The following is a 21,133-nucleotide window of genomic DNA, read 5'->3' as shown; positions in this document are numbered from 1 at the left end:
AATTTTTCAACAAAAAATATTATCAGATCATTTTTATGTTTTCTTCCGGTTTGCTTTCCCGTTTTCTCTCGTCAAATAGCCCAACTATCATCCCCGTAAATTCTTAAAAATTTTCTTACCGGACTTCACGCTTTACTAATTTACGTTCTTTATCGACTATAAAACGCTGCAAGCCATATACCAAGCACAATCCTAAAAATATATCGAACAGAAACATTACAGTTTCCCCGAGAATCTTAACTAAAAACCAATTGAGAATTATAAACATAGAGGATGCTATTACCAGCGTTAACATCGCCTGCCGATGGGACATACCTAATGCCAATAATTTATGATGAATATGATTTTTATCCGGAAGAAAAGGTGATTTACCATGTTTTATCCGGACAATAAACACTCTGAAAACATCGAAAATAGGAATAAACAGTGTCGAAAACGCAACAATCGGAGCACCTACTACTCCGAATTCGGGTGTAGCGTTAAGCTGACAGAATCGTATGGCAAGAAATGCAAGACAGTAACCTAAAATCAGAGATCCGGTATCTCCCATAAATAACTTCATCCTTTTGCCAAAAACGTTATACAAGAAAAATATCATAACCGATCCTAATAGTGAAAATGCCAACATAGCATAGGCATACAATCCCGCAGAAAGAAACCAAAATCCATATACCGCAAGAGCTACACTACTCAATCCGGACGCTAAACCATCGATACCGTCGATCAAATTGATCGCATTTATAATTAAAACCGTTATAAATATCGTCAACACATAAGATACCGCCACAGGTAACTCATATATCCCGAATATTCCGTGTAAATTGTCTATATGAATATCTCCGAAAAGAAAAAAGATCGCAGCAAGAATCTGCGCCACAAATTTTTTACGAAAAGAAACACCTCGAAGGTCATCCAAAACACCGATACCGTAGATAGTTGTCAGACCACATATCAAAAACAGCATTTCGAGCAATAACGACTCCCTCAACTCCGTTGCGACACCGACTCCATTCAGCTCACGAAGCCCTAATACAAAAGCATACGAAAACATCATACAAGGTAAAAATATTATTCCACCTAAACGGGGAACTGCCCTCGTATGTGAACTCCGGCTATTCGGCACATCAAATAATCTTCTCTTTACCGAAACGAACACAAGTCTCGGTATTACCAAAAATGAAAGATAGGCAGACAACACCAAAGCCAACAATGAAAAAAGTTGTAACATACTATCAAATTTTTTTCACACACCTATTAATAATATTAAGAGTTTATCCCTATTTTTTGGTAAACAATTTTCACAGATAATAGTTTTGAGCGTACCTCTCAAGAAATTATCCTTTCACATTATGAACTCAGGAAAAAAATACATTCTCATATCTTTCCTAAGTACCTGTGTTCTCCTTAATCTCCTATAAAAAATCGAATAAACTCAAAAAAATGCTCCAAAATCATATATCACCTCACACCGTCGGCAAATATAAGAAAATATTTAATTTGTATTTCACAAATCTTAAAAAAATATTTTTTTAAAATATTCTTATGGACTGTTTTAAATTTTGTCCGGATCAACTCTGAAAATTTCTTTTACGAATGTTCTATTGCTTTTATAAAGCTAAAACTAACCCGAATAACATTTAAACGACTTCTAAATATGTGCAATTTATGAATGTCAGTAAGATATTATCCGATTACGAATACTATCCCCAAATCGACAAGATACTTAGAGCCTGTTTAAATTTTCCAATAAAAAAATACCATCAGGCCATTTTTGCGTTTTCTTCCGGTCTTTTTCCCCGTTTTCACTCGTCATATGATAGCCCGCTATCATCCTCGTAAAAACAGAAAGACATGCTCGGAAGAAATTCCCAAAACCTGACCCGAGCAAAATTTAAACAGGCTCTTACAATATTTATAGATCAAACTATTTGCCGGATAATCTGAAAAACAATTTAGAAACCAACAGTTCTGCAATTTTATACCAATAGCGCAGACTTAATATAAATATATTAGTATATATGTTATTTTCACGGCAAGCTCTTAACTGCTCTTTCATAATCAACTTGCGGCTTCCCATCGACTCGGTACTTGCCCCTCCCGTACGCATCGTTACAAAATCAACAGGAAGATAATGAATGCGGATATGGTTCAAAAAAATGAATCGTAACAAAAGCTCAAAATCTGCAGCTATCTTATAATCGATCTTATAAATCCCCAATTTATCGTAACAAGCTTTGCGAACATAGAAAGACGGGTGTGCCGGCATAAATCCCAAACGCATCAATCCCCGACGAAAGATTCGCGAAGAGTAATATCTCACAGGTTTCGAAAGATTATCCGGGTTTACAAAATGAATGTCCCCATACACGGCATCGATTTCGGGACGCAATAAAAACGCTTTTACTACCATCTCTATGACATAATCATCGGTAAAGAAATCGTCGGAATTGAGTACTCCCACTATATCTCCGGTAGCAGCCAATATTCCTTTGTTAAATGCATCGTATATTCCCTTATCTTTTCCCTCGATAATTCGTTGTTTGTCTCCGGCATTGGCTTTTACAATGGCTATGGTATCGTCTTTAGAAAGCCCGTCAACGATAATGTGTTCGATATTGTCATAGGTCTGCCGATTGACCGAACGTATCGTATCAGCGACTGTTGCCGCACTGTTGTATGTGCATGTTATAATAGAAACTTTCATTCCAACAATTATTTTAACAAACGTGTCTTAATCCAGCCTTTTACTTCTGCCGTCCGTTTCTCAAAATACCAATACACAGCATAAGCAACCAATAAAGCAATAGTCAATTCTCCTATGTACCAAGAAATAGAAATAAAATTAACACTTTCACTTTTAGGCACATGAAAATATTCGAACATACGCAATACTAAAACATGTGTCAAATAAAGAGTATAAGAGAATGCCGCTAATCTTGTACCTATTTGATTAATCTTCAGAGTCCATTTTTTTATTGGTTTAATAATGATAAGTTGCCGAAGGAATAAACAAAAGAAAAAAGCAAAAAGAAGCTCAAGAGCTTGTCGATTAGGTAAATATTGTGATATATCAGTGCCCTCATTCAATCTTGATCCGCTTGTTAATTGAAGCAATATAATAAAGCATATCATCACAATAAAACTGCCCCACAAAAACAACTTATTAATTTTTTTCGGAATAATCAAATATGCAAATGCCCCCATAAACCACATAAATAAATAATGAGGATGCAATTTGGTAAAAACAAGAGAACAAATTAGCAAAAATAAAACGGCATAAATTTTCTTAGATATTATATTCTGTTTTATAAAAAACAATGATATAGTTCCCATTAAAATATAAAACCAAACTTCATACGAAAGCGACCAAAGCGGTTCTATTACAGAATAAGTACAAATACCTTGTAAGGAAAAAAGATTACCCAACCATGCCAACCAATCGATATCAAGCCCCCGGATAATAGAAACCGGAATAAACAATAATAAAGCTGATATTAAAGGCAACATGATACGAACAGTTCTGTCAATAGCATATCCTTTAATATCAAAGGCACCTTGCTGCAACCTCTCTATCGCCTTTCCGCCTACTAAGAATCCACTCATAACAAAAAAGATAAGAACAGCTTCGTTTCCTAACCTTGTTAATGAATAAAATGCAAAAATCAAAGGATTCTTCTGCTCTGCAGGCAGCAATGTATATTCAACAAAAAACGCACCTCTGAAATGGCAAATCAAAACCAAAAATGCCGCAGTAAAACGGACTAAGTCCAACCAATAATAATGAACCTTGTTTTCCCCCATGTTTTCAAAATTTTATCTGATAATTATCTATCAAATATTTTCTTATCTTTTTCGCATCCTGTCCACAGGTCTTTTTTATTTCGAGTATTTTTGCATCGACAAGAGTGCGATACCACCAACCTTGTAAAAAATCCCAAAGAAATCCTTCTTTACCATCTAAAAAACCGAGTTTAACTATGTAACGGTAACAGAAATAAGCAAACGAACGCCAGAATAGAGGCATCTTTGCATATTTCATTTTCTGTGCACGTTTTTTCTGTACATCTTCGCAATATGACGCATCATCTGTATCCAAATCGAACAGGTGATATTCCGCATCAAGTAACAGAGCCGCTTCTCGAGAAGAATAGTGATTGTGTTTGTCTACAAATTGCTTTATGGAAAGAAGACTATCATCTATAAACTGATTTTTAAAAGTAACTGTCCGACCCGATTTCACAACAATATGCTCATCCATTAAACGCTGTTCATAACAAGCTTTCCCATATCTGAAAAGGCGTATCATTTTCACACTATTTACAATTCCATGTTTCAGAACACGCCCCATAAAGGCTCGTCCTAAAGGGAAAACCACAGCCGTTATATCACCGGACAATTTCGGTAATTGTTCATCCATCTCAGTTATCAATCCGGAAGTCAAATACTCATCAGCGTCCAACCGCAATACCCATTCGGTTGCTATCGGCAAATTCTCTAAAGCCCAATTGAATTGTGCAGCCTGATTTCCAGGCCACTCATGCTGATGCACTTCTGCCCCCAATTCTTTTGCAATATCGACTGTCCGATCTGTAGAAAAACAATCCACAACAAATATCTGTTTCGCTATCGATCTTACATTTTCTATGCAACGACGGATATGAAGCTCTTCATTTAAAGTCAATATGATTACCGATATATCCAACATATTCTTCTATTTATTTCTTTATTTCTCTTCTCTTTATAAACTTGGCAGGATTTCCACCGACTACTGTCCACGGTTCTACATCTTTAAACACACAAGCCCGAGCACCGATTACAGCTCCCTGTCCAACCGTCACTCCCATACCGACAAATGCATCAGTAGCAATCCATGCTTGATCTTTGACAATAATAGGTGCTGTCACCAGAGGATTTAAAGAATCCGATATATCATGACTTGCCGTACAAAGATATGCACCCTGGGACACTGTCGTATTAGCCCCGATTTTAACAAGAGCTACATTATAACAATCCACCCCGGAAGCAAGACAACTATATTCATCCATTATCAAATTTGCAGGGTAATAGATTTTAGCAGAAGAATATACAATTGCCGTCGAAGCTAATTTCGCACCGAACAACCGCAATAAAAAACGTTTCCAGCCACTCCCTATACTACGTGGTAACGGTCGGACAAAAATTGCCCAAACAACAGACCAAAGCATCCTGATCATCTGATGTTTTCTTGTCAGAGCATTTTTATATCTTGATAAATCCACTACTTTTTCCATAATATGATCAAGTTATTATACATGCACAAATTCCGGCATTTTAATGTCCTTCTCTAACCATTCATACAATTGTCTCATTCTCAATGAAACCGATTTTATAGAATAATGTCTCAATACTAATGTCCGACCTCGTTCTCCCATTCCTAAACGATCTTGCTCAGACAAATTAATCGCAATCAACAAGGTACTAATTAACGTATCGATGTCATTATCAACCCACCAGCCGCAATCGAATGTTTCCAAGTCACTCCACGGAGTACCTTTAGAGGCTATTACCGGGACTCCTTGAATTAGGGCTTCAGGAACTACCATTCCAAAATTTTCGGATTTGCTCGGTAATATCTGGAAATCGATAGAATGAATCAGGTTTTGCAAATCTTTCCCCGTAATAAACCCCAAGAAACGAACATTATTCAGTTTATTTGCAGTTGCAAACTCTTCCAATTCTTTTCTATAAGCAGCATCTCCATCACCGATAATCAACAATTCGCAATTACGTGTCTTGTCTCCTAATTTGCTCCATGCGGACAATAGGAGATCTACATTCTTGATTCGGTTTAACCGTCCGACGAAAGCGAAACGACGGACCGAATTCGAAGTTTTACGTATTTCTAACGAATCATCTATTACCAAACCATTGGGAATAACCGCAACAGGGTTATTTAGCCCGAATGCCCGAATATGTTCCAGCTCTGCCATACAAGTAGCCTGCAAGCATGATGCCGTTTCCAGATCTTTACGCTGAAATACTGTCGATACGATTTTCTTTTTCCATGCAGAAACTTGCAAAGCCTGCGGATACAGCATTCCATGGGGAGCTATCACACAGGGTTTATTCTGTTTTTTTGCTATTTCTGCTGTAAAATGCGTCGGACATGTCCATAATCCATTCGCATGATACAAATCGTATCCAATATGAGAACTCAAATAACGTCTGAAATTGGACGAATAAACCAACGGTGTGCGGGCATCATTAGGCAAAGCCTTGATAAATGAATCATCTGCAATGATCTTATCCGAATCGTCCCGAGGCATCAATGTAAGAATATCTGCTTCTATTCCCTCATCCCGAAGACCTTTAATAAGATTATAAGTACAAGACGTAGGCCCACCGCTACTGATATTCAATCCCGATATCGTATGTAATATTCTCATATCTATTTTATTAATTGTAGATAGGCATTAACCTGACATTCATCCCGTTTATCAAAGTCGAACCTATCCGCATTTTTTTTATAAAACGAGTAATTATTTTCGATTTCTTTCAATGCATTGTTAAAAGAATCCTGATTATCCAACTCGAACACCAATCCGGTCTTTGGTTTTTCGACCATATCCCGATAAGCCCCTACTCGATCGCTTACAACGACAGGCAATCCCCAATAAATAGCCTCTTCCACAACCAATCCCCAAACTTCCGAACGAGAAGGAAGGATAAAGACATCATGATCTTGATAAACCGTGCCTAATTTTTCGTTTTCTACAAATCCGACGAAATGGATATTTTCTTTTGCTTTCGCTTTCAATTGTTGTTCCAACTCTCCTTTTCCGACAATAGTCAACCATCTCCCGTTTTTATTAAACTCATCTATTAAAAAATTCAGATTTTTACACGAAATAAGCCTACCTACATACAGATACTTTTTATTCTTTCTATCCTCTCCTTGTAATTCAGACTTCTCTATTTTATTAAAAATACCGACTCCTCCGGTCATAACAATTTTCCCTGTATAACCGATTTCTTCAAAAATCATTTTTTGTAACTCACCCGAAGGTAAGGCCACTGCCATACGACCAATAATCTGTTTTTTTAACCAGCCTTTTCCTCCCGAAAAATCAGATTCTAAAACAGAGGATTCGCAAATGAGGCAATTCTTTTTTTTAGGAGTAAAAAACGAGAGTAAATTATATTCCGGAGCCAACCAACCCGAATATAAAATCTTCTTATACCTTATATACGACATCAATCGACATAATCGGCCAAATACTTTCAATCGGTTTCGTTTCGAAGCATCTCCCTCAAAGAGAAATACATAATCGAATCTATAAGAATCTTCCGATTTCAACATTTTGTTGACGGCTTCACTTCCATAACCGTAAAAAACCAACAATACTGATGCGCACCCTGCGATCTCATTACACAAGTTGATTTTGTAAAATGACGGCGTATTCGTCAAATATATTATATCATATTCTTTTTTCATAATCAATAATATTTACCTAAAAAACAGATTTCAACTCTGAGAATGAACGAGGTAACAATATTTTCCTTATGCGACCCACTCTATATAGTCCGACTGATAAATAGTAGCTTCCCCAAAACATTACAATTTGAGCAACAATAGCCCAAAGCAAAGAAATATGGGTATATTTAACGACAAAGGCATATAATATATAACCGATAAAAGGATGAATAATATACATCGGGAAAGTCTTATCTCCAGCCTTTTCCATAAAAGGCAAGTGTTGTATATGCCGACCATTATACCATAAAATAAGCATGAAAATTATCGGCATCACAATCAACAAGGCAACATGAATCATCTGTTCATGAAATGAAAGCTCGTTTATAAAATATAAAAATGAACATCCGATAAAACCAATTATCAAACAGGAAGAACATTTTATCTCAAATTCTTTCAATTTCCCGACAATCCAACGGACAAACACTCCAAATACTAAATAAGAAATTCCCAAATACAAACCGAAAGGAATAACAGACCTGATATCGGCAGATATTTCATAATAATACCCGTAATCGGAAGCCAAAAACAAAAAGACATTGGCAATACATGAAAACAAGAGTAAAACAGCCTGAACAACTTTATTCGAATTATAAAACCAATCTTTCAAGACCGATAATGAAAACATGGCCGGCATAAACCAGAATATCTGGATTCCACAATATTGTTTTATTAAATCAACATCTCCCGTAATATACATTCTTAAAATTCCCCAAAAGTCGAACTCCTTTTGTAAATAGAAATTAGAATAGATAACCGACAAAATCGTCGTCAACAATAAATAAGGCCAATATAATCGGATAAAATAATTTGCCAAACGTTTTTTAGTCAACGGCTTCGCGCCATATAAAAATGGCAATATAAAAAATGCCTGTATATGGAAACAATACAGATACCCCATACCTTGAATTGGCTCTGCATAATGTGTAAAAATCATATTATGCCCCAATATAATTAAAAAGATAAGAAAGCCTTTAATTGCTGCCGATTCACTTGTCTTTATATAACTTATCATCGAATCCATTCCTTTCAAATAATATTATTGCCAGCCATCATTAAATTCTTATTTCTCCCCAACGCATCTATACAACCCAACAATAGCCAAACACTAAAAAACAGAAATCCTCCGGCTCCGAATATATACCCTTCAGCCATCATGTGGAAACACCAGAATATAAGAAGTGCTGAGAGATATGAGGCATGACACAAATCATTTCGTCCTACTTTTTTCAACTGCCCGAAAGCCCTGACAAAAAGGCCCATAAAAGCACTGAAACCGAAAATTCCGGTCATAGAAAGTACACTTAACCAAGAACTGCCTGTCTCTACCTGACCGCTATTTTGATCGAAAGTCGCTCCATCTCTCGATTGTATAGATACCGATGCAAAACCGATGCCGATGCAAGGACTCGATTTAAACTCCGATAAACGGGTATCCCAATGCTCTTCCCGCGAACTGGTTATTCCTCCAGCGGCCATGGATCCCTCGTTTTTTCTGGTCACATTCTCTAAATAAGGACTCCAAAACGAATATGTAGCAGATAGAAAAATCACCAAAAGAAATATATATTTAAAGAACTTGATAAAATTGGCCCTATTGACCACATAAAAATAAAATAATAATGACACAACAACCGCAATAATTGCCGTCCGGGAAGCAGCCAACAGTAAAGTTATAAATGACGCAATAGCCAACACTACAAAATAAATTCGATAATTTCTTTTTAGTTTTTTCCCTCTTGTCAAAAAATAGATACCGGTAATCATCACATTTGCAGATACAGGGGCTATCAACATCGACTGGGTAGTAATGCCAGCAAAATCACGACGACCGAACGAAATTCCTAAAAAATAGACCAACAATGATCCCAAAACGACCGGCTGCAACAGCCATTGAACCATCTTAAATGTAACTACCCGAAAACGGTATAAAAATTCTGATTTTATAAATGGGGAAATCAACATGGTCATCATTACAAAACTGGTAAGACGTCCCCACGGCTGAAAAAATGCCGGTACAGGATTTCCAATAATACTCAAAGCACAAGCCAGATAAAGTAATAACATAGGTACATCAAAAGAAAGCACTTGCGACTGCAACAAGGCAAACAACAACGATCCACCCATAATAACATAATAGGGTGCTCCCAAATTGAATGAAAAAGCTATAATATTATTTACGGCAATAAATGCTATAAATGTACCTAATATATTTACTTTTCGGGACATATAACTAAATTTTCTTTATTTCTGCCGCCGGAATACCGCCTATCAATACACGAGAAAACGGGAATGGTTTGGCAACAACCGCTCCGGCTGCAACAACAGAATTCTTACCGATAACAACTCCCGGCAATAAGGTAGAACGGGCGCATAACCATGCCCCATCCTCAATTTTTATATTTTCGGATATGCCCTCTCCTGCCGAATGCAAGCCTTTGGCATCGATTCGATGTGTTCCAGTACCTATATAAACCATCGGAGCGATATCTACATAATTGCCGATCTCAACACGAGATGTCGTCGATATAAAAACCTCATGACCAATCCACACATCGTCTCCGATTATCAACTCTCCACATCCCATTATATGTACAGAAGAACAAATACGGACATTCTTTCCGATTTTTGCACCGGCAAAACGAAATAGACTTCGTTTTAAAGCAAAACAGGATGTCTCAGGCAATAACCTGAAAATTATCATATTAAAATAATTGACCCACGGTTTCATAAAAAACAATTATTATTCTCCGATGATGACTTTATAAAACTCAGACAAAGAATAGAATTTTTTCGATTCTTCTTTATATTGTTTATAATTCAATATGGCATGAGCCATTTGATAAATATCTCCCCACGGCACCAATATCCCATTATTTCCCAATACATCTTTCAATATCGGACTGCAATCGGTAGCCACAATCCGCTTGCCCAAATAAAGGTTCTCGAACACAACATTCGGAGAAGCTTCCCAACGAGAACTCAACACATACAAATCGGCCGCTTTGAAATATTTATACGGATTTCCCTGAAATCCTTCAAAATGAATATTTCCCGAACAGCCCAATTTTATTGCATCACTCTCCAAAGCTGCTTGATTATCTCCGATATTCTTACCGACAATATAAAGATGAAATCTCGAATCATGTTTTACCACCTCGCCAAATGCTTTCACCAAAAAATCGAAACCTTTTTCCCGGTTTATGCGACCGGCAGTTACGACATTTATCTGACCTCCGGGCAACGAAAAATCGGCCGCTTCTTCTAATTGTTTTTTGATCAACGGTTCATCCAAAGGGTTCAACACCGAGGTCAATTTGGCATCCGGCAAATGGTAAATTTCCTTCAGTTCTTCCTTCATATACCGATGCTCGGCAACAACGCAATCGACATGATGAAGAAAGAAAGAATCAATTCTATGTCTTAAAGAGGTCGGCTTCATAAACCCTTCTCTAATCATCTGCTTAGGCATCAGACAATAACGCACTGATATACGGAAATGTAGCCGAAAAATAAACCGAGCAAGCCATGCCGCCTGCATCGAATTAAGTGAGACAGAAAATACGGCATCGGGCTTTATTTTTTTCAGCATTTTACCCAAATGCCAAAAGGCATAACGACTTCTTCGGATATTCAACACTGTACATTTCACGTCTTGGGGCAACAATGCTAACATATCTCCCGGACGCCCCGTTATTATAACCTCAACATCGTACTTTTCTCGGTCTATATTTCGTATCAACGTACATAATATCCGTTCCGCCCCACCCGGATTCAGATTACCGTCAATAAAAACTATTTTTTTCATATTTTACTTTTGATTTTTCTTATCGACTGACTGTATCACAGATATACTTCACTAAATCAGATGCTATACAATCCCAAGAATATTTCTTCTTTAATTTTTCCATTTCTGATTTCATCGAAAGACGCCTATCTTTATCTATACATAATTGTGTTATTCCATCTGCAAAAGACTCAGCATCAATAGTATCTATCAATAAAGCAGAATTCTTGTCAAATTGTTCTTTAAAGGCTCCTACATTAAAAGCAACAACAGGTTTTAAATAATTAATAGCCAAAGTTGCAACTCCTGATTGTGTAGCTTCTATGTAAGGAAACAGCATAATATCAGCCTTTGATATAAAATCAATAATTTCTACTTCAGAAAGCCATTTATTTATAATTTCGATTTTCGGATTTGATATATCCGGCACAGCATATTCCCATTTACCAGCAATAACCAATTTTTCATAAACATCCGGTATATATTTTAAAGAATCTATCAATAAATCGATTCCCTTGTAACGAGAAATTCTTCCCAAAAACAACAATACAGGTTTTTCATGGATTTCAGACATAACCATTCCATAATCGATCAATCCATGAGGCGCTATATGATACGGTTTATCAATACCATACGAAAGCCGAATCATATTCCGTACATATTCACTCAAAAATATTAAGTTATGGGATTGTCTCATGATATATAATAGGCGTTTTTGATTTCGCATATTATTTTCTCCGACATGAAGTTTTCCATCATGAACAACAAAATAGAGTTTCTTTCCTGTCAATTTCCAAACTCGAGCGATATAATAATCCCAACTCGTATATCCGAAAAGCAATAAGGCACTATATTTACTAATTATTCCTCTCCAAAATATCTTTATCAAGAAAATAAATAAAGACAAATAGCGCCGTACATTATTGTATCCATAAAATTTCAATGTTTTATAATCGACTAATGAGTGTTTCTCACATGTAATTTCAGGGATATATAAATCTCTATCGATATGCATCCTCGATATTATCTCATTTGAATATTGAAAACATCCCCCACTCAAATGCATTGATATTATTAAGAGTTTTTTATGATGCTTTACCATCGCCAAATAGTTTATAATATTGATTCTCTATATATTTATTTAATGATTGAACATAAGATGAACAAGACCTTTTTATGCTTTCTAATTGTATTTCATTTTCCAATAACGAAATTATACAATCGGCATACTGCTCGGCAGAAGAAACCGGAAAAACAGGAAAACTCTCCGGAGAATAAACGCCTTTTAAACTATGTCTATCCACCACAACCGCTTTACCATGAGAAACAGCCTCAATCGTTTTTATCTTTAATCCTGATCCTTCACTCACTGGATTTATTACAACATCTCCCAATGCATAAAAATCTGAAGGGTTATCAAAAACGCCTTTTAATTCAATATTCTTATGAGATATGAATTTCTCCAGAACTTGACAGATTTTTCCACCAATAAGTAGCTTTACGGAATTATCTTTCTCTAACATTAACGGGAATACACTTTCAATAAACCACATGATTGCATTGGTATTTAAACGTCCAGAACCTGAGAAGAAAAGTATATTTTTCTTTTTCGTCACAGGTTGATAAATATAAGGAAATGATGAATATACTGTCACTATATTACTTTCCGGAAACAAATAAGAAAAAAACAGAGATTCCTCATCTTGTATGGAAAATATATTTTCACAACGTCTTAATGCTTTTTCTTCCTGAGCAACAGAAAAAGACAACCATTCAGCACCTTTTACCCGTTCATTCCGATTCGAAAATACATCATGCGTATATAAAGCTTTCACAGGAATATCACATTTTAATAATTTTGACAACCAAACGTAATTGACAATCAAACCATGAAAACCGATATTAGCATGCAATTTGTTAATATAGCCAACCGCTCCCCATGGGGAATAAATATCGACATACAAATCGTTCTTGTTCCGTTTAAAACGAGCTAATATACGCTGAATATAATATTGTAATCGAGACGTTTTATACAAATAGAAATTTTCTCCCCAATATAACTTTGTACTTTCTAAATCTTGTAAAGCGTTTGTTCCCACATTTTCAATATATAAGAAATAGACACAAAAATTCAGTTTACGCAATATTTCCGCATATTGCATTATACACATTCTATTCCCCCCAATTACAGGATGTGTCGCCTGATCAGAAACAATCAATATATTCTTTTTCATAACAGATTTTTTTCAGATAACCTTTGAACATCCGGTAATTTCAATTTTATTTTCTCATGAATATTTACTAAATCCGACAAGAACATATCTAATACAGTAATAAAATGTTCTGAAATAAATTGTTCTGGAGACAACAATAAATTTTCATCTAAATCGAAATGTTTAAATAAACCTTCGAATTTTCCTTGATATGTCGCAGCCATTACAGGTTTTTCCTGTCCTAAAGCAGCAATTGCAAGATGCATACGACTACTAATCAATCCATCTAACAATGAACATAGAGCTTTTAATTGGGATGCAGAAAACACATCTTTTCTATAGTAATAACGACTACTATACCTTTTCTCGGACAAATATTTATCAATGGTATCTAATACTAAAGTATCGGATAGACGACTTCGGTCATCATGAGGAATAAGCAACAAAAATATATTTTGATGTTTGTCTAATATTTTAACCAAATATTTTGCTAATGAAGATGTATAACTCATTATTTCAGATGGAGACTGTTTATTTTTCAGCATCGGATGAAAATTAAATCCTATTATTTGCTTCCCAATACTCCGTTGTTTTTCAACAATCTCCTGAAATTCTGAAAATTCAGGGAAATTATAATCAGGCTGTAATAAAAATGCAGCATCAGCAACCAATTCACACGAAGCAAAAGTTTTCTTTTTAAAGCGCTCTAAAGAAACAGCATCTCGCAAACGAAACACCAAATTTTTATTTACAGAACGAAAAGCTGTCAACATTAATGCCGATGGATGCATATTAAAACTAAATCCAAGTAAATATGTTGTAATTCCTGAAGCCTTAAACAAATCATAAAAGGCCAATAACATCAAACTTAAATATGGAGAATAATAACCATCCATGCAGTCTGCTCCCAATATAACAACTTCACGAGGTTTTGTTTCTAATATCGAATTATAAACTCTTTTCAATGGATAAGCTCCGTCCCATGTAGATATAGGTTTCCCTCCAATTTTCTTAACATAATTTATTCCTTCCTGATTTGTCACCACTATAAAAATACGAATAGACGAATCCACCTTTTTATAGTATTGCATAACAGCCATTATCATTGCCTCATCTCCCCGAGAACCACCTACTGTCTCTGGATCACAAGGAATAATCACTAGATTGTGAGAGCAAGTCGAATCTGAACATTGAATATGTTTACAACATACTTTTCTTAAATGCTTCCACAAATAAAATTGTTTAAAAAACGAATAATATCGTTTTAAAAATTGTTTCATTTTTGTATTCTCGCTTTATTTTTTCCAATATATTTTCCTATTATCAAGAATATACCTCCCATACCTACTCCCCCTCCAATTATCAGTAATATAATTGCATATAATTTTTTAGGAGATAACATCATGCAATATTCATATAGGAGGACATAATAGGGTGTTTTTACCGGATGCCAACCATCAGATGCAAAAGCTCGACATAGTCGACCACCAAAAACATAAGATTCATCATTCAGACCTCCCGGATCGGTATTACAAGCATTCAGTCCATAAAATGTATACCCCCATGATCCGCCTTTAAGACCACGAACCCCCACAACATTGTATTGCCAGCTATCAAGCCATTCCCACACATTTCCACCTTGTTGTTGTGTTTTAAAATAACTTGCGGCATTAGGATAAGCATCTACCTCTGCAACATAGAAAGGGTCTCCAACTACAAGTTCATTATCGATCATATAATTTGCTTCGTCTTTCCTCGGAGGGTTACAACTGCGAGTAGGATAATCATAGTATGGCCTGTTTCCTAAACGTGTAGGATCGTAATATGCCGCCTTATACCACTCATTTTCATCTGGAATCCAATATAAAGCACCTATATTTCGTTTTCCAAAATTTTGATATGCAGGTTTATGTCCTAATCTGACATTTTCGAAATCGGATGTATCATAAGCCCCTTGAGACGAAGTTCCTTCTGTCGTGCCAAGTTCTGCTCGTCCTGTATTCGGACATCCATAATGTAACCAATTGGCATAACGAGCTAAATCATAAAAACCTATATAACAAACCGGCCTCTTTTCCCATCCTGTTTTTGTTTTATAAAAAAAGTGATCATTCTTATCTATTGTTCGATCAATACCGCCACATACACTATTCCCCATATTTGGACTATACAATCCATAAGGATCAGAATAACGGGCTACAGCATTAAGAAATCGAGTATATTCAGCATTAGACAATTCATATTTACCTATATAAAATTCATAATTTACACGCCCTTTCCATTGATTCAAACGATCTCCAACGTTTCCAGGAATATCACATAAGACATACACTCCGGAATTTTTATCATAAGCTTCCTTAGTATCCTCTAATTGGGAATTTTCTATTGTCCCTTTAGAAATATCCGGAGATATCGATCTTAATTTTTTATCAACGGACCTGCATACTCTTAAACCAAAGGTGTTAATAGACTTATCAGGAGCATCTCCCTCATACGACAATATAAATGTGTAAGAAACCGGTCGAATAAGACTTCCTCCACAAACCAACCGCCAAGTAGGTTTCATTACATTTTCAAGCCATTCTGCAACATTACCTTGCTGATCATAAGTTCCCCAGAAACTTTTTTCCACTCCTAATCCGACCTCTTTAATATGTGGATAAGGATAACACCACCCTTTGTCCGGATCATAATAATTCGTACCTTTTGCAATCCAATCTTCATTCCATTCATTACCATCAAAAAAACAGGCTTTTATCCATTCATCCCGATTTGGCAACCAATAACGAGCGCCAGAATTTCTTGTTCGACATGAAATTATTGCTTTCTTGAGATCATTTAAATCTTTCGTATTGTATGCTCCCCGTACAGAATCGCCTTCTGTTTGAGGAATAAAACTTGAAAAAGGTTCTCCAAACTCTATTTTAACTGTATTGTAATGCAACCAATTAATAAAACGAACAGCACTATTCCAAGTAACCCCCACAACCGGTTTATTTTCATATCCGGATTTAACTCTATAAACAAATTTACCTTTTTCAAAAACTTTCAATATTCCTCCTAAAAAATGATCACTCATAATTGGAGAAAACAGTCCATGTGGGTCTCCTTGTGAAGCAACATTATTTAAAAAATCACAATATTCTGCATTGGTAATTTCATAAACAGAGATTTCATATTCGTATCTAACCTTACCTATTCCAGGTTTAAAATATTTATTATCAGGACTGCCTACCTTAACAAAATCTATAGCAGAAATATTTTCCGTTATGCAGATAAAAAATAATATAAGATACAATAGTCTATTCATTTCTTTAATTTTGTCACTACATTTCTAACTTTGATATTAACAAAATGTCTTTCTTCAATACTTAATCCCCAATAATATATAGCCCCGAAGCTACTTAATAAAGAAGATAATGTAACTAAAATAAAACGATACACATTTCCTTCTAACAAAAACAATAATACTAAAGGTAATATGCAACTTAATATACCAACACGAGTAGATACATAAACAACCTTATTAAGGTATTTCTTTATTGAAAGTTTTATCATTGGTCGAACGATAAGAATTCGAGCCATGCAAGCCAAAACCTCAATAATTAAATAAACATAAAACACGGAAAGCGGTGTTCCTCCTAATTTCAGTACCAAATAAGAAATCGGGACAATTAAAAGAAGAATTGTTCCTACCACAGAATGATAAACCTTAATATTACCCGTTGCTGTTACAGAAGTCATTATAGAATTTGACATTGTTTCCATCATAATAATAAGCAACATAATGCGAATAAATGATGGTGTATATTCTGGTACATTTTTTAGCCATATAATCAATATCTGCTCAGTCTCCAGCATTACAGGCATAGACAATATCAACAATAAAAAAAATGAATACTTTGAACTGGCAAATATTAATTTATGCATATCCTCAAAGTCTCTCTGAGCATAAGATTTTATAATTTGCGGATTTATTGCCGTCTGAAAATTCAAAGTAAAAGTCCTAATAGTCTGTTCTACCTGAGATGATATGGCCCGGGCTGCATTTACAACAGGCCCGAAAAAAATATTTAACAGTAAATTTAATCCCTGAGTGTACCCGACATAAGCCAAATTGCCAAATAAACTCCACGTAGTGAAAGATGTCAAAGATTTATACAATCTTGTATCCTTAATAATTTGAAATTTAATTTCAGTAAACCTCCTTCTACAATAAATAAAATAAAAAAGCGCATTTATAAAAGAAACTATAAACATCATCACGGCATAATAAATTAACCGATTTGACGTAAAAGTCAATAATAGCCATGCGATCAATAGTTTAAATAAGGTATCAGAAATTGTAAGATATGCAAATATATTCATTCTTTCATGTGCTATAATCATTGAGTTGAAAGGAACTAATACAATAGACAAAGCAGATATAACTACTGAAAAATGAAATACTACATGGGCTGCAAACATCCTATTTTCTGGAATTACCATTTTATGATTCAAAAACCAAACCCCTATGGTTTCGCATAGAAAAATGACAATGACAGCTACAAATAAATGGATTATTAATGATGCATTAAAAATTTCTGATAATTCTTTTTTATCCCCTTTCCCTAAAGAAAAAGTTAAAAAACGAGAGGTCGATGAACTGAGTGCATTATTTAAAAACAGGAACATAGCGACAAGGCCTCCTATAACTCCCCAAATTCCAAAATCTTCTACACCAAGAGCATTTAATACTACTCGAGAAGTATATAATGATACGATCATCGATATACCCATACGGATATATAGAAAAATTGTATTTTTAGCAATTTTTAAATTCTTTTCACTCATAATATTACTCCTACGCTACAGAATAATGTCACCTACTATTCATTAACGAAGATTTTAGAATGCAATAAGAAAAGTAATTAGAACTACAACAATTACCTATCCCCACACCTATCTAAAATTACACATCTAATATTCAGATACAAAGGTATTCAAAATTTTCTAAAAAACAGATATTCGGGATATTTTTTGGCAAATCAATAATAATCACTCTTTTTCAAAAATTATTTGTAGATATCCTGAAAATATTGTACAGACATTCTATCTATCAATCAGTTACACTCCCTACAATATGATAATTTTTTCTATGAAAGCAGACTTAAATCCTGTTTAATTTTACTCAGGTCAGGTTTGATAATTTCTTTATCGGAGAACTCAGACAGGCTCTAAGACAAATTTTTGTACATTTGTACCTGATAATTTTTAAATATGGATTTTTTGAATGGCTAAAAAAAAACGGAAAAAGAAAAAATCTATAAACTGGTCGGTCAGGTTTCTCTGGATATTTTTCTGGATCACGATTTTACTCCTGTTTGCTTATTATTTCCGCTTAGAAATAAAGTCTGCATTATCAACTTTTTCTACTAAAATTGAGCGATTAGGTGAAGCGAACCGGAAACCGGATATTAGGTATAAAAATTTGGAACTGCCGCTTCCGTTAGAAGATCGGGCAGAACAAATTATTAAGCATGAAGGTTATACTGTATCGTACAATAAAAATTGGCGTCTGCCTAATTGGGTAGCTTATGAATTGACTCGTGATGAATTACGGGGAACGGTATCTAGAACAGATAAATTTGTAGTAGACCCCTATGTAAACGGTGTCAGCGCGACAAATGCCGACTATCGTAGAAGTGGTTTTGATCGAGGACACATGGCTCCCGCTGCAGACATGACATGGAGTGAAACAGCAATGAAGGAATCTTTTTATTTCTCGAATATGTGTCCGCAAAATCCCGGACTAAATCGAGGGGCATGGAAAGACTTGGAGGAGAGTATCCGAAAATGGGTGAAAAAAGACAGTGCTATAGCAATAGTGTGCGGACCATTGGTCGATAAACGGGATACAACGATCGGACAAAATGAAGTAAAAATACCTCATGCCTTTTTTAAAGTTATCGTATCTCCTTATGTAACTACTCCGAGAGGAATCGGATTTGTATTTAAAAATGAAAAAGAAGACGCGCCATTGTCTGCATATGTCGTATCGATAGATAGTGTGGAAGCGCTTACCGGAATGGATTTTTTTTCGGAACTTCCTGATGAACTTGAGAACCGTTTGGAATCGCAGAACAATATCTTCGATTGGGAATTATAAAATAAGATAACTTATGATAACGAATGATACTATATGTGCAATATCGACTGCACCCGGAATAGGCGGAATCGCAGTAATCCGTATAAGCGGGAAAGATGCGGTTTTGATAACTGAACGTGTATATAAGCCCGTAAGAAAGGAGCGCCTGTTGACAGATCAAAAGCCTTATACACTGAGTTACGGTAACATTATAGATGAAAAAGGCATGATTATAGATGAGGTTATGGTAGCTCGATTTGTTGCTCCGCATTCTTTTACTGGAGAAGATACGATCGAAATATCTTGCCATGGCTCACTCTATATTCAACAACAAATTATTGCATTATTGATTCGAAACGGATGTCGTTCTGCACTTCCAGGAGAGTTTACACAACGGGCATTTGTCAACGGAAAAATGGATCTTTCTCAGGCCGAAGCGGTAGCAGATCTTATCGCTTCAACGTCAGCATCTGCACATCGCCTGGCATTGAATCAGATGCGGGGAGGTTTTAGTAATGAATTGGCAAAACTTCGCACTCAATTACTCGATTTTGCTTCATTAATAGAATTGGAGCTTGATTTTAGCGAGGAGGAAGTCGAATTTGCCGACCGCTCAAAACTGATAGATCTTGCATTACACATAAAAATGGTAATCTGTAAATTAGCAGACTCTTTTAAGGTAGGTAATGCCATAAAGAACGGAATACCTACAGCTATCATCGGAGAAACGAATGCCGGAAAATCTACCCTGCTTAATTGTTTGTTGCATGAAGACCGGGCATTAGTGTCGGACATACATGGAACGACTCGGGATGTCATTGAAGACACAACTGTTTTACAGGGTATCACATTCCGCTTTATTGATACGGCGGGTATAAGGGATACCCAAGACAAAATAGAAAGTATGGGAATAGAGCGTACTTTTAGAAAACTTGATCAGGCTGTTATAATATTGTGGATGATTGATGCTACCGGAATGAATGAAAATATTATACGCTCTGCCGGGCGCATTATACAGCATTGTGAAGGAAAAACTTTATTTGTTTTGCTAAATAAAACGGATAAACTAACCGGACAAGAGTGTGAAGAAAAAAGAGAATTAGTGGAATCTTTAATTCCTCTTAAACATTCAATCCTATTCATTTCAGCCAAAACAAATCAAGGAATAGACGATTTGGAAAGCCAGTTGGTATCAGTAGCTTCATTGCCGGAAACGGGGACAGATGATGTAATAGTTACCAATGCCCGACATTATGAAGCTTTACTTCATGCTCAAGAAGCTATATCTCGTGTATTAGATGGACTACATTCGGGTATTTCCGGAGATTTCTTGGCTCAAGACATACGAGAGTGCATGCATTATCTTGGAGAAATAACCGGACAAATTTCTACCGATGAAATACTTGGAAATATTTTTAGTAAATTTTGCATCGGCAAGTAAGTGGTGATTACCAACGATTAGCATATATCATCAACGATTATCAAGGCGTTCA

Annotated in this window: 18 protein-coding genes; 2 read left to right on the top strand and 16 right to left on the bottom strand. The window is 35.6% G+C overall.

The genetic code is table 11. The features are described from left to right. Positions 1-115: 115 nt before the first annotated feature. The 16 genes from AC1WHX_RS01555 to AC1WHX_RS01480 all read right to left on the bottom strand — a co-directional run bounded on the left by AC1WHX_RS01555 (position 116) and on the right by AC1WHX_RS01480 (position 18,346). Positions 116-1,228 carry an MraY family glycosyltransferase gene (locus tag AC1WHX_RS01555; RefSeq protein ID WP_022601043.1) on the bottom strand — a complete coding sequence of 371 codons (1,113 nt, stop codon included), beginning with the start codon at positions 1,226-1,228 and terminating at the stop codon, positions 116-118. A 696-nt stretch (positions 1,229-1,924) separates the two neighbouring features. Beyond that, positions 1,925-2,704 carry a glycosyltransferase family 2 protein gene (locus AC1WHX_RS01550; RefSeq protein WP_122304134.1) on the bottom strand — a complete coding sequence of 260 codons (780 nt, stop codon included), beginning with the start codon at positions 2,702-2,704 and terminating at the stop codon, positions 1,925-1,927. Positions 2,705-2,712: 8 nt separating this feature from the next. Then, the gene (locus tag AC1WHX_RS01545; protein WP_302545285.1) at positions 2,713-3,801 is read right to left on the bottom strand and encodes an acyltransferase family protein; all 1,089 of its coding nucleotides are present in this window, start codon (positions 3,799-3,801) and stop codon (positions 2,713-2,715) included. A 4-nt stretch (positions 3,802-3,805) separates the two neighbouring features. Next, positions 3,806-4,705 carry a glycosyltransferase family 2 protein gene (locus AC1WHX_RS01540; RefSeq protein WP_022601048.1) on the bottom strand — a complete coding sequence of 300 codons (900 nt, stop codon included), beginning with the start codon at positions 4,703-4,705 and terminating at the stop codon, positions 3,806-3,808. 10 nt (positions 4,706-4,715) lie between these two features. Beyond that, entirely contained in the window at positions 4,716-5,270 is a 555-nt protein-coding gene (locus AC1WHX_RS01535) for an LbetaH domain-containing protein (RefSeq protein ID WP_302545286.1), read from the bottom strand. A gap of 15 nt (positions 5,271-5,285) precedes the next feature. Continuing rightward, positions 5,286-6,425, bottom strand: coding sequence for a glycosyltransferase (locus AC1WHX_RS01530; RefSeq protein ID WP_302545287.1), 1,140 nt, complete (start codon positions 6,423-6,425; stop codon positions 5,286-5,288). Positions 6,426-6,427: 2 nt separating this feature from the next. Continuing rightward, positions 6,428-7,474: a glycosyltransferase gene (locus AC1WHX_RS01525; protein ID WP_303117102.1), complete on the bottom strand. Its 1,047-nt coding sequence runs from the start codon at positions 7,472-7,474 to the stop codon at positions 6,428-6,430. A gap of 16 nt (positions 7,475-7,490) precedes the next feature. Continuing rightward, positions 7,491-8,537 (bottom strand): acyltransferase family protein, encoded by a 1,047-nt coding sequence (locus AC1WHX_RS01520; RefSeq protein WP_417040183.1) that lies wholly within the window; start codon positions 8,535-8,537, stop codon positions 7,491-7,493. 5 nt (positions 8,538-8,542) lie between these two features. Next, positions 8,543-9,742, bottom strand: a complete 1,200-nt coding sequence (locus AC1WHX_RS01515) for an O-antigen ligase family protein (RefSeq protein WP_302545334.1) — start codon at positions 9,740-9,742, stop codon at positions 8,543-8,545. A gap of 4 nt (positions 9,743-9,746) precedes the next feature. Next, positions 9,747-10,244, bottom strand: a complete 498-nt coding sequence (locus AC1WHX_RS01510) for an acyltransferase (RefSeq protein ID WP_302545335.1) — start codon at positions 10,242-10,244, stop codon at positions 9,747-9,749. A 12-nt stretch (positions 10,245-10,256) separates the two neighbouring features. Further along, positions 10,257-11,321, bottom strand: a complete 1,065-nt coding sequence (locus tag AC1WHX_RS01505; RefSeq protein ID WP_302545336.1) for a glycosyltransferase — start codon at positions 11,319-11,321, stop codon at positions 10,257-10,259. Between the two features lie 19 nt (positions 11,322-11,340). Continuing rightward, positions 11,341-12,315 (bottom strand): glycosyltransferase family 4 protein, encoded by a 975-nt coding sequence (locus tag AC1WHX_RS01500; protein ID WP_302545337.1) that lies wholly within the window; start codon positions 12,313-12,315, stop codon positions 11,341-11,343. 70 nt (positions 12,316-12,385) lie between these two features. Further along, positions 12,386-13,534, bottom strand: a complete 1,149-nt coding sequence (locus AC1WHX_RS01495) for a glycosyltransferase (RefSeq protein ID WP_302545338.1) — start codon at positions 13,532-13,534, stop codon at positions 12,386-12,388. Next, on the bottom strand, positions 13,531-14,793 hold the full coding sequence (locus AC1WHX_RS01490) for a polysaccharide pyruvyl transferase family protein (protein ID WP_303117107.1): 1,263 nt from the start codon (positions 14,791-14,793) through the stop codon (positions 13,531-13,533). Before AC1WHX_RS01490 ends, AC1WHX_RS01495 begins: the two co-directional genes overlap by 4 nt. Beyond that, positions 14,790-16,823, bottom strand: a complete 2,034-nt coding sequence (locus AC1WHX_RS01485) for a formylglycine-generating enzyme family protein (RefSeq protein WP_303117109.1) — start codon at positions 16,821-16,823, stop codon at positions 14,790-14,792. The genes AC1WHX_RS01490 and AC1WHX_RS01485 overlap by 4 nt, the downstream gene beginning before the upstream one ends. After that, on the bottom strand, positions 16,820-18,346 hold the full coding sequence (locus tag AC1WHX_RS01480) for an oligosaccharide flippase family protein (protein ID WP_303117112.1): 1,527 nt from the start codon (positions 18,344-18,346) through the stop codon (positions 16,820-16,822). Before AC1WHX_RS01480 ends, AC1WHX_RS01485 begins: the two co-directional genes overlap by 4 nt. Positions 18,347-18,785: 439 nt before the next feature. On the opposite strand from AC1WHX_RS01480, the gene AC1WHX_RS01475 reads away from it, so the two are divergent. Together AC1WHX_RS01475 and mnmE are read left to right on the top strand one after the other, a co-directional pair. Next, complete coding sequence (locus AC1WHX_RS01475; protein WP_303117116.1) at positions 18,786-19,661, top strand: DNA/RNA non-specific endonuclease; 876 nt, start codon at positions 18,786-18,788, stop codon at positions 19,659-19,661. Between the two features lie 13 nt (positions 19,662-19,674). Continuing rightward, positions 19,675-21,081 (top strand): tRNA uridine-5-carboxymethylaminomethyl(34) synthesis GTPase MnmE, encoded by a 1,407-nt coding sequence (gene mnmE / locus AC1WHX_RS01470; RefSeq protein WP_195596358.1) that lies wholly within the window; start codon positions 19,675-19,677, stop codon positions 21,079-21,081. The last annotated feature ends 52 nt before the right edge of the window (positions 21,082-21,133 follow it).

This window comes from Coprobacter sp., assembly GCF_982436375.1.
This window is presented reverse-complemented; position numbering and strand designations above follow the sequence as displayed.

Coding starts and splice junctions, on each gene's coding strand:
- AC1WHX_RS01540 (WP_022601048.1), bottom strand. CDS start 4,705: ATGTTGGATATATCGGTAATCATATTGACTTTAAATGAAGAGCTTCAT.
- AC1WHX_RS01535 (WP_302545286.1), bottom strand. CDS start 5,270: ATGGAAAAAGTAGTGGATTTATCAAGATATAAAAATGCTCTGACAAGA.
- AC1WHX_RS01520 (WP_417040183.1), bottom strand. CDS start 8,537: ATGGATTCGATGATAAGTTATATAAAGACAAGTGAATCGGCAGCAATT.
- AC1WHX_RS01490 (WP_303117107.1), bottom strand. CDS start 14,793: ATGAAACAATTTTTAAAACGATATTATTCGTTTTTTAAACAATTTTAT.
- AC1WHX_RS01475 (WP_303117116.1), top strand. CDS start 18,786: ATGGCTAAAAAAAAACGGAAAAAGAAAAAATCTATAAACTGGTCGGTC.
- AC1WHX_RS01495 (WP_302545338.1), bottom strand. CDS start 13,534: ATGAAAAAGAATATATTGATTGTTTCTGATCAGGCGACACATCCTGTA.
- AC1WHX_RS01505 (WP_302545336.1), bottom strand. CDS start 11,321: ATGAAAAAAATAGTTTTTATTGACGGTAATCTGAATCCGGGTGGGGCG.
- AC1WHX_RS01510 (WP_302545335.1), bottom strand. CDS start 10,244: ATGAAACCGTGGGTCAATTATTTTAATATGATAATTTTCAGGTTATTG.
- AC1WHX_RS01545 (WP_302545285.1), bottom strand. CDS start 3,801: ATGGGGGAAAACAAGGTTCATTATTATTGGTTGGACTTAGTCCGTTTT.
- AC1WHX_RS01480 (WP_303117112.1), bottom strand. CDS start 18,346: ATGAGTGAAAAGAATTTAAAAATTGCTAAAAATACAATTTTTCTATAT.
- AC1WHX_RS01500 (WP_302545337.1), bottom strand. CDS start 12,315: ATGCATATCGATAGAGATTTATATATCCCTGAAATTACATGTGAGAAA.
- AC1WHX_RS01550 (WP_122304134.1), bottom strand. CDS start 2,704: ATGAAAGTTTCTATTATAACATGCACATACAACAGTGCGGCAACAGTC.
- AC1WHX_RS01530 (WP_302545287.1), bottom strand. CDS start 6,425: ATGAGAATATTACATACGATATCGGGATTGAATATCAGTAGCGGTGGG.
- AC1WHX_RS01555 (WP_022601043.1), bottom strand. CDS start 1,228: ATGTTACAACTTTTTTCATTGTTGGCTTTGGTGTTGTCTGCCTATCTT.
- AC1WHX_RS01525 (WP_303117102.1), bottom strand. CDS start 7,474: ATGAAAAAAGAATATGATATAATATATTTGACGAATACGCCGTCATTT.
- AC1WHX_RS01515 (WP_302545334.1), bottom strand. CDS start 9,742: ATGTCCCGAAAAGTAAATATATTAGGTACATTTATAGCATTTATTGCC.
- mnmE (WP_195596358.1), top strand. CDS start 19,675: ATGATAACGAATGATACTATATGTGCAATATCGACTGCACCCGGAATA.
- AC1WHX_RS01485 (WP_303117109.1), bottom strand. CDS start 16,823: ATGAATAGACTATTGTATCTTATATTATTTTTTATCTGCATAACGGAA.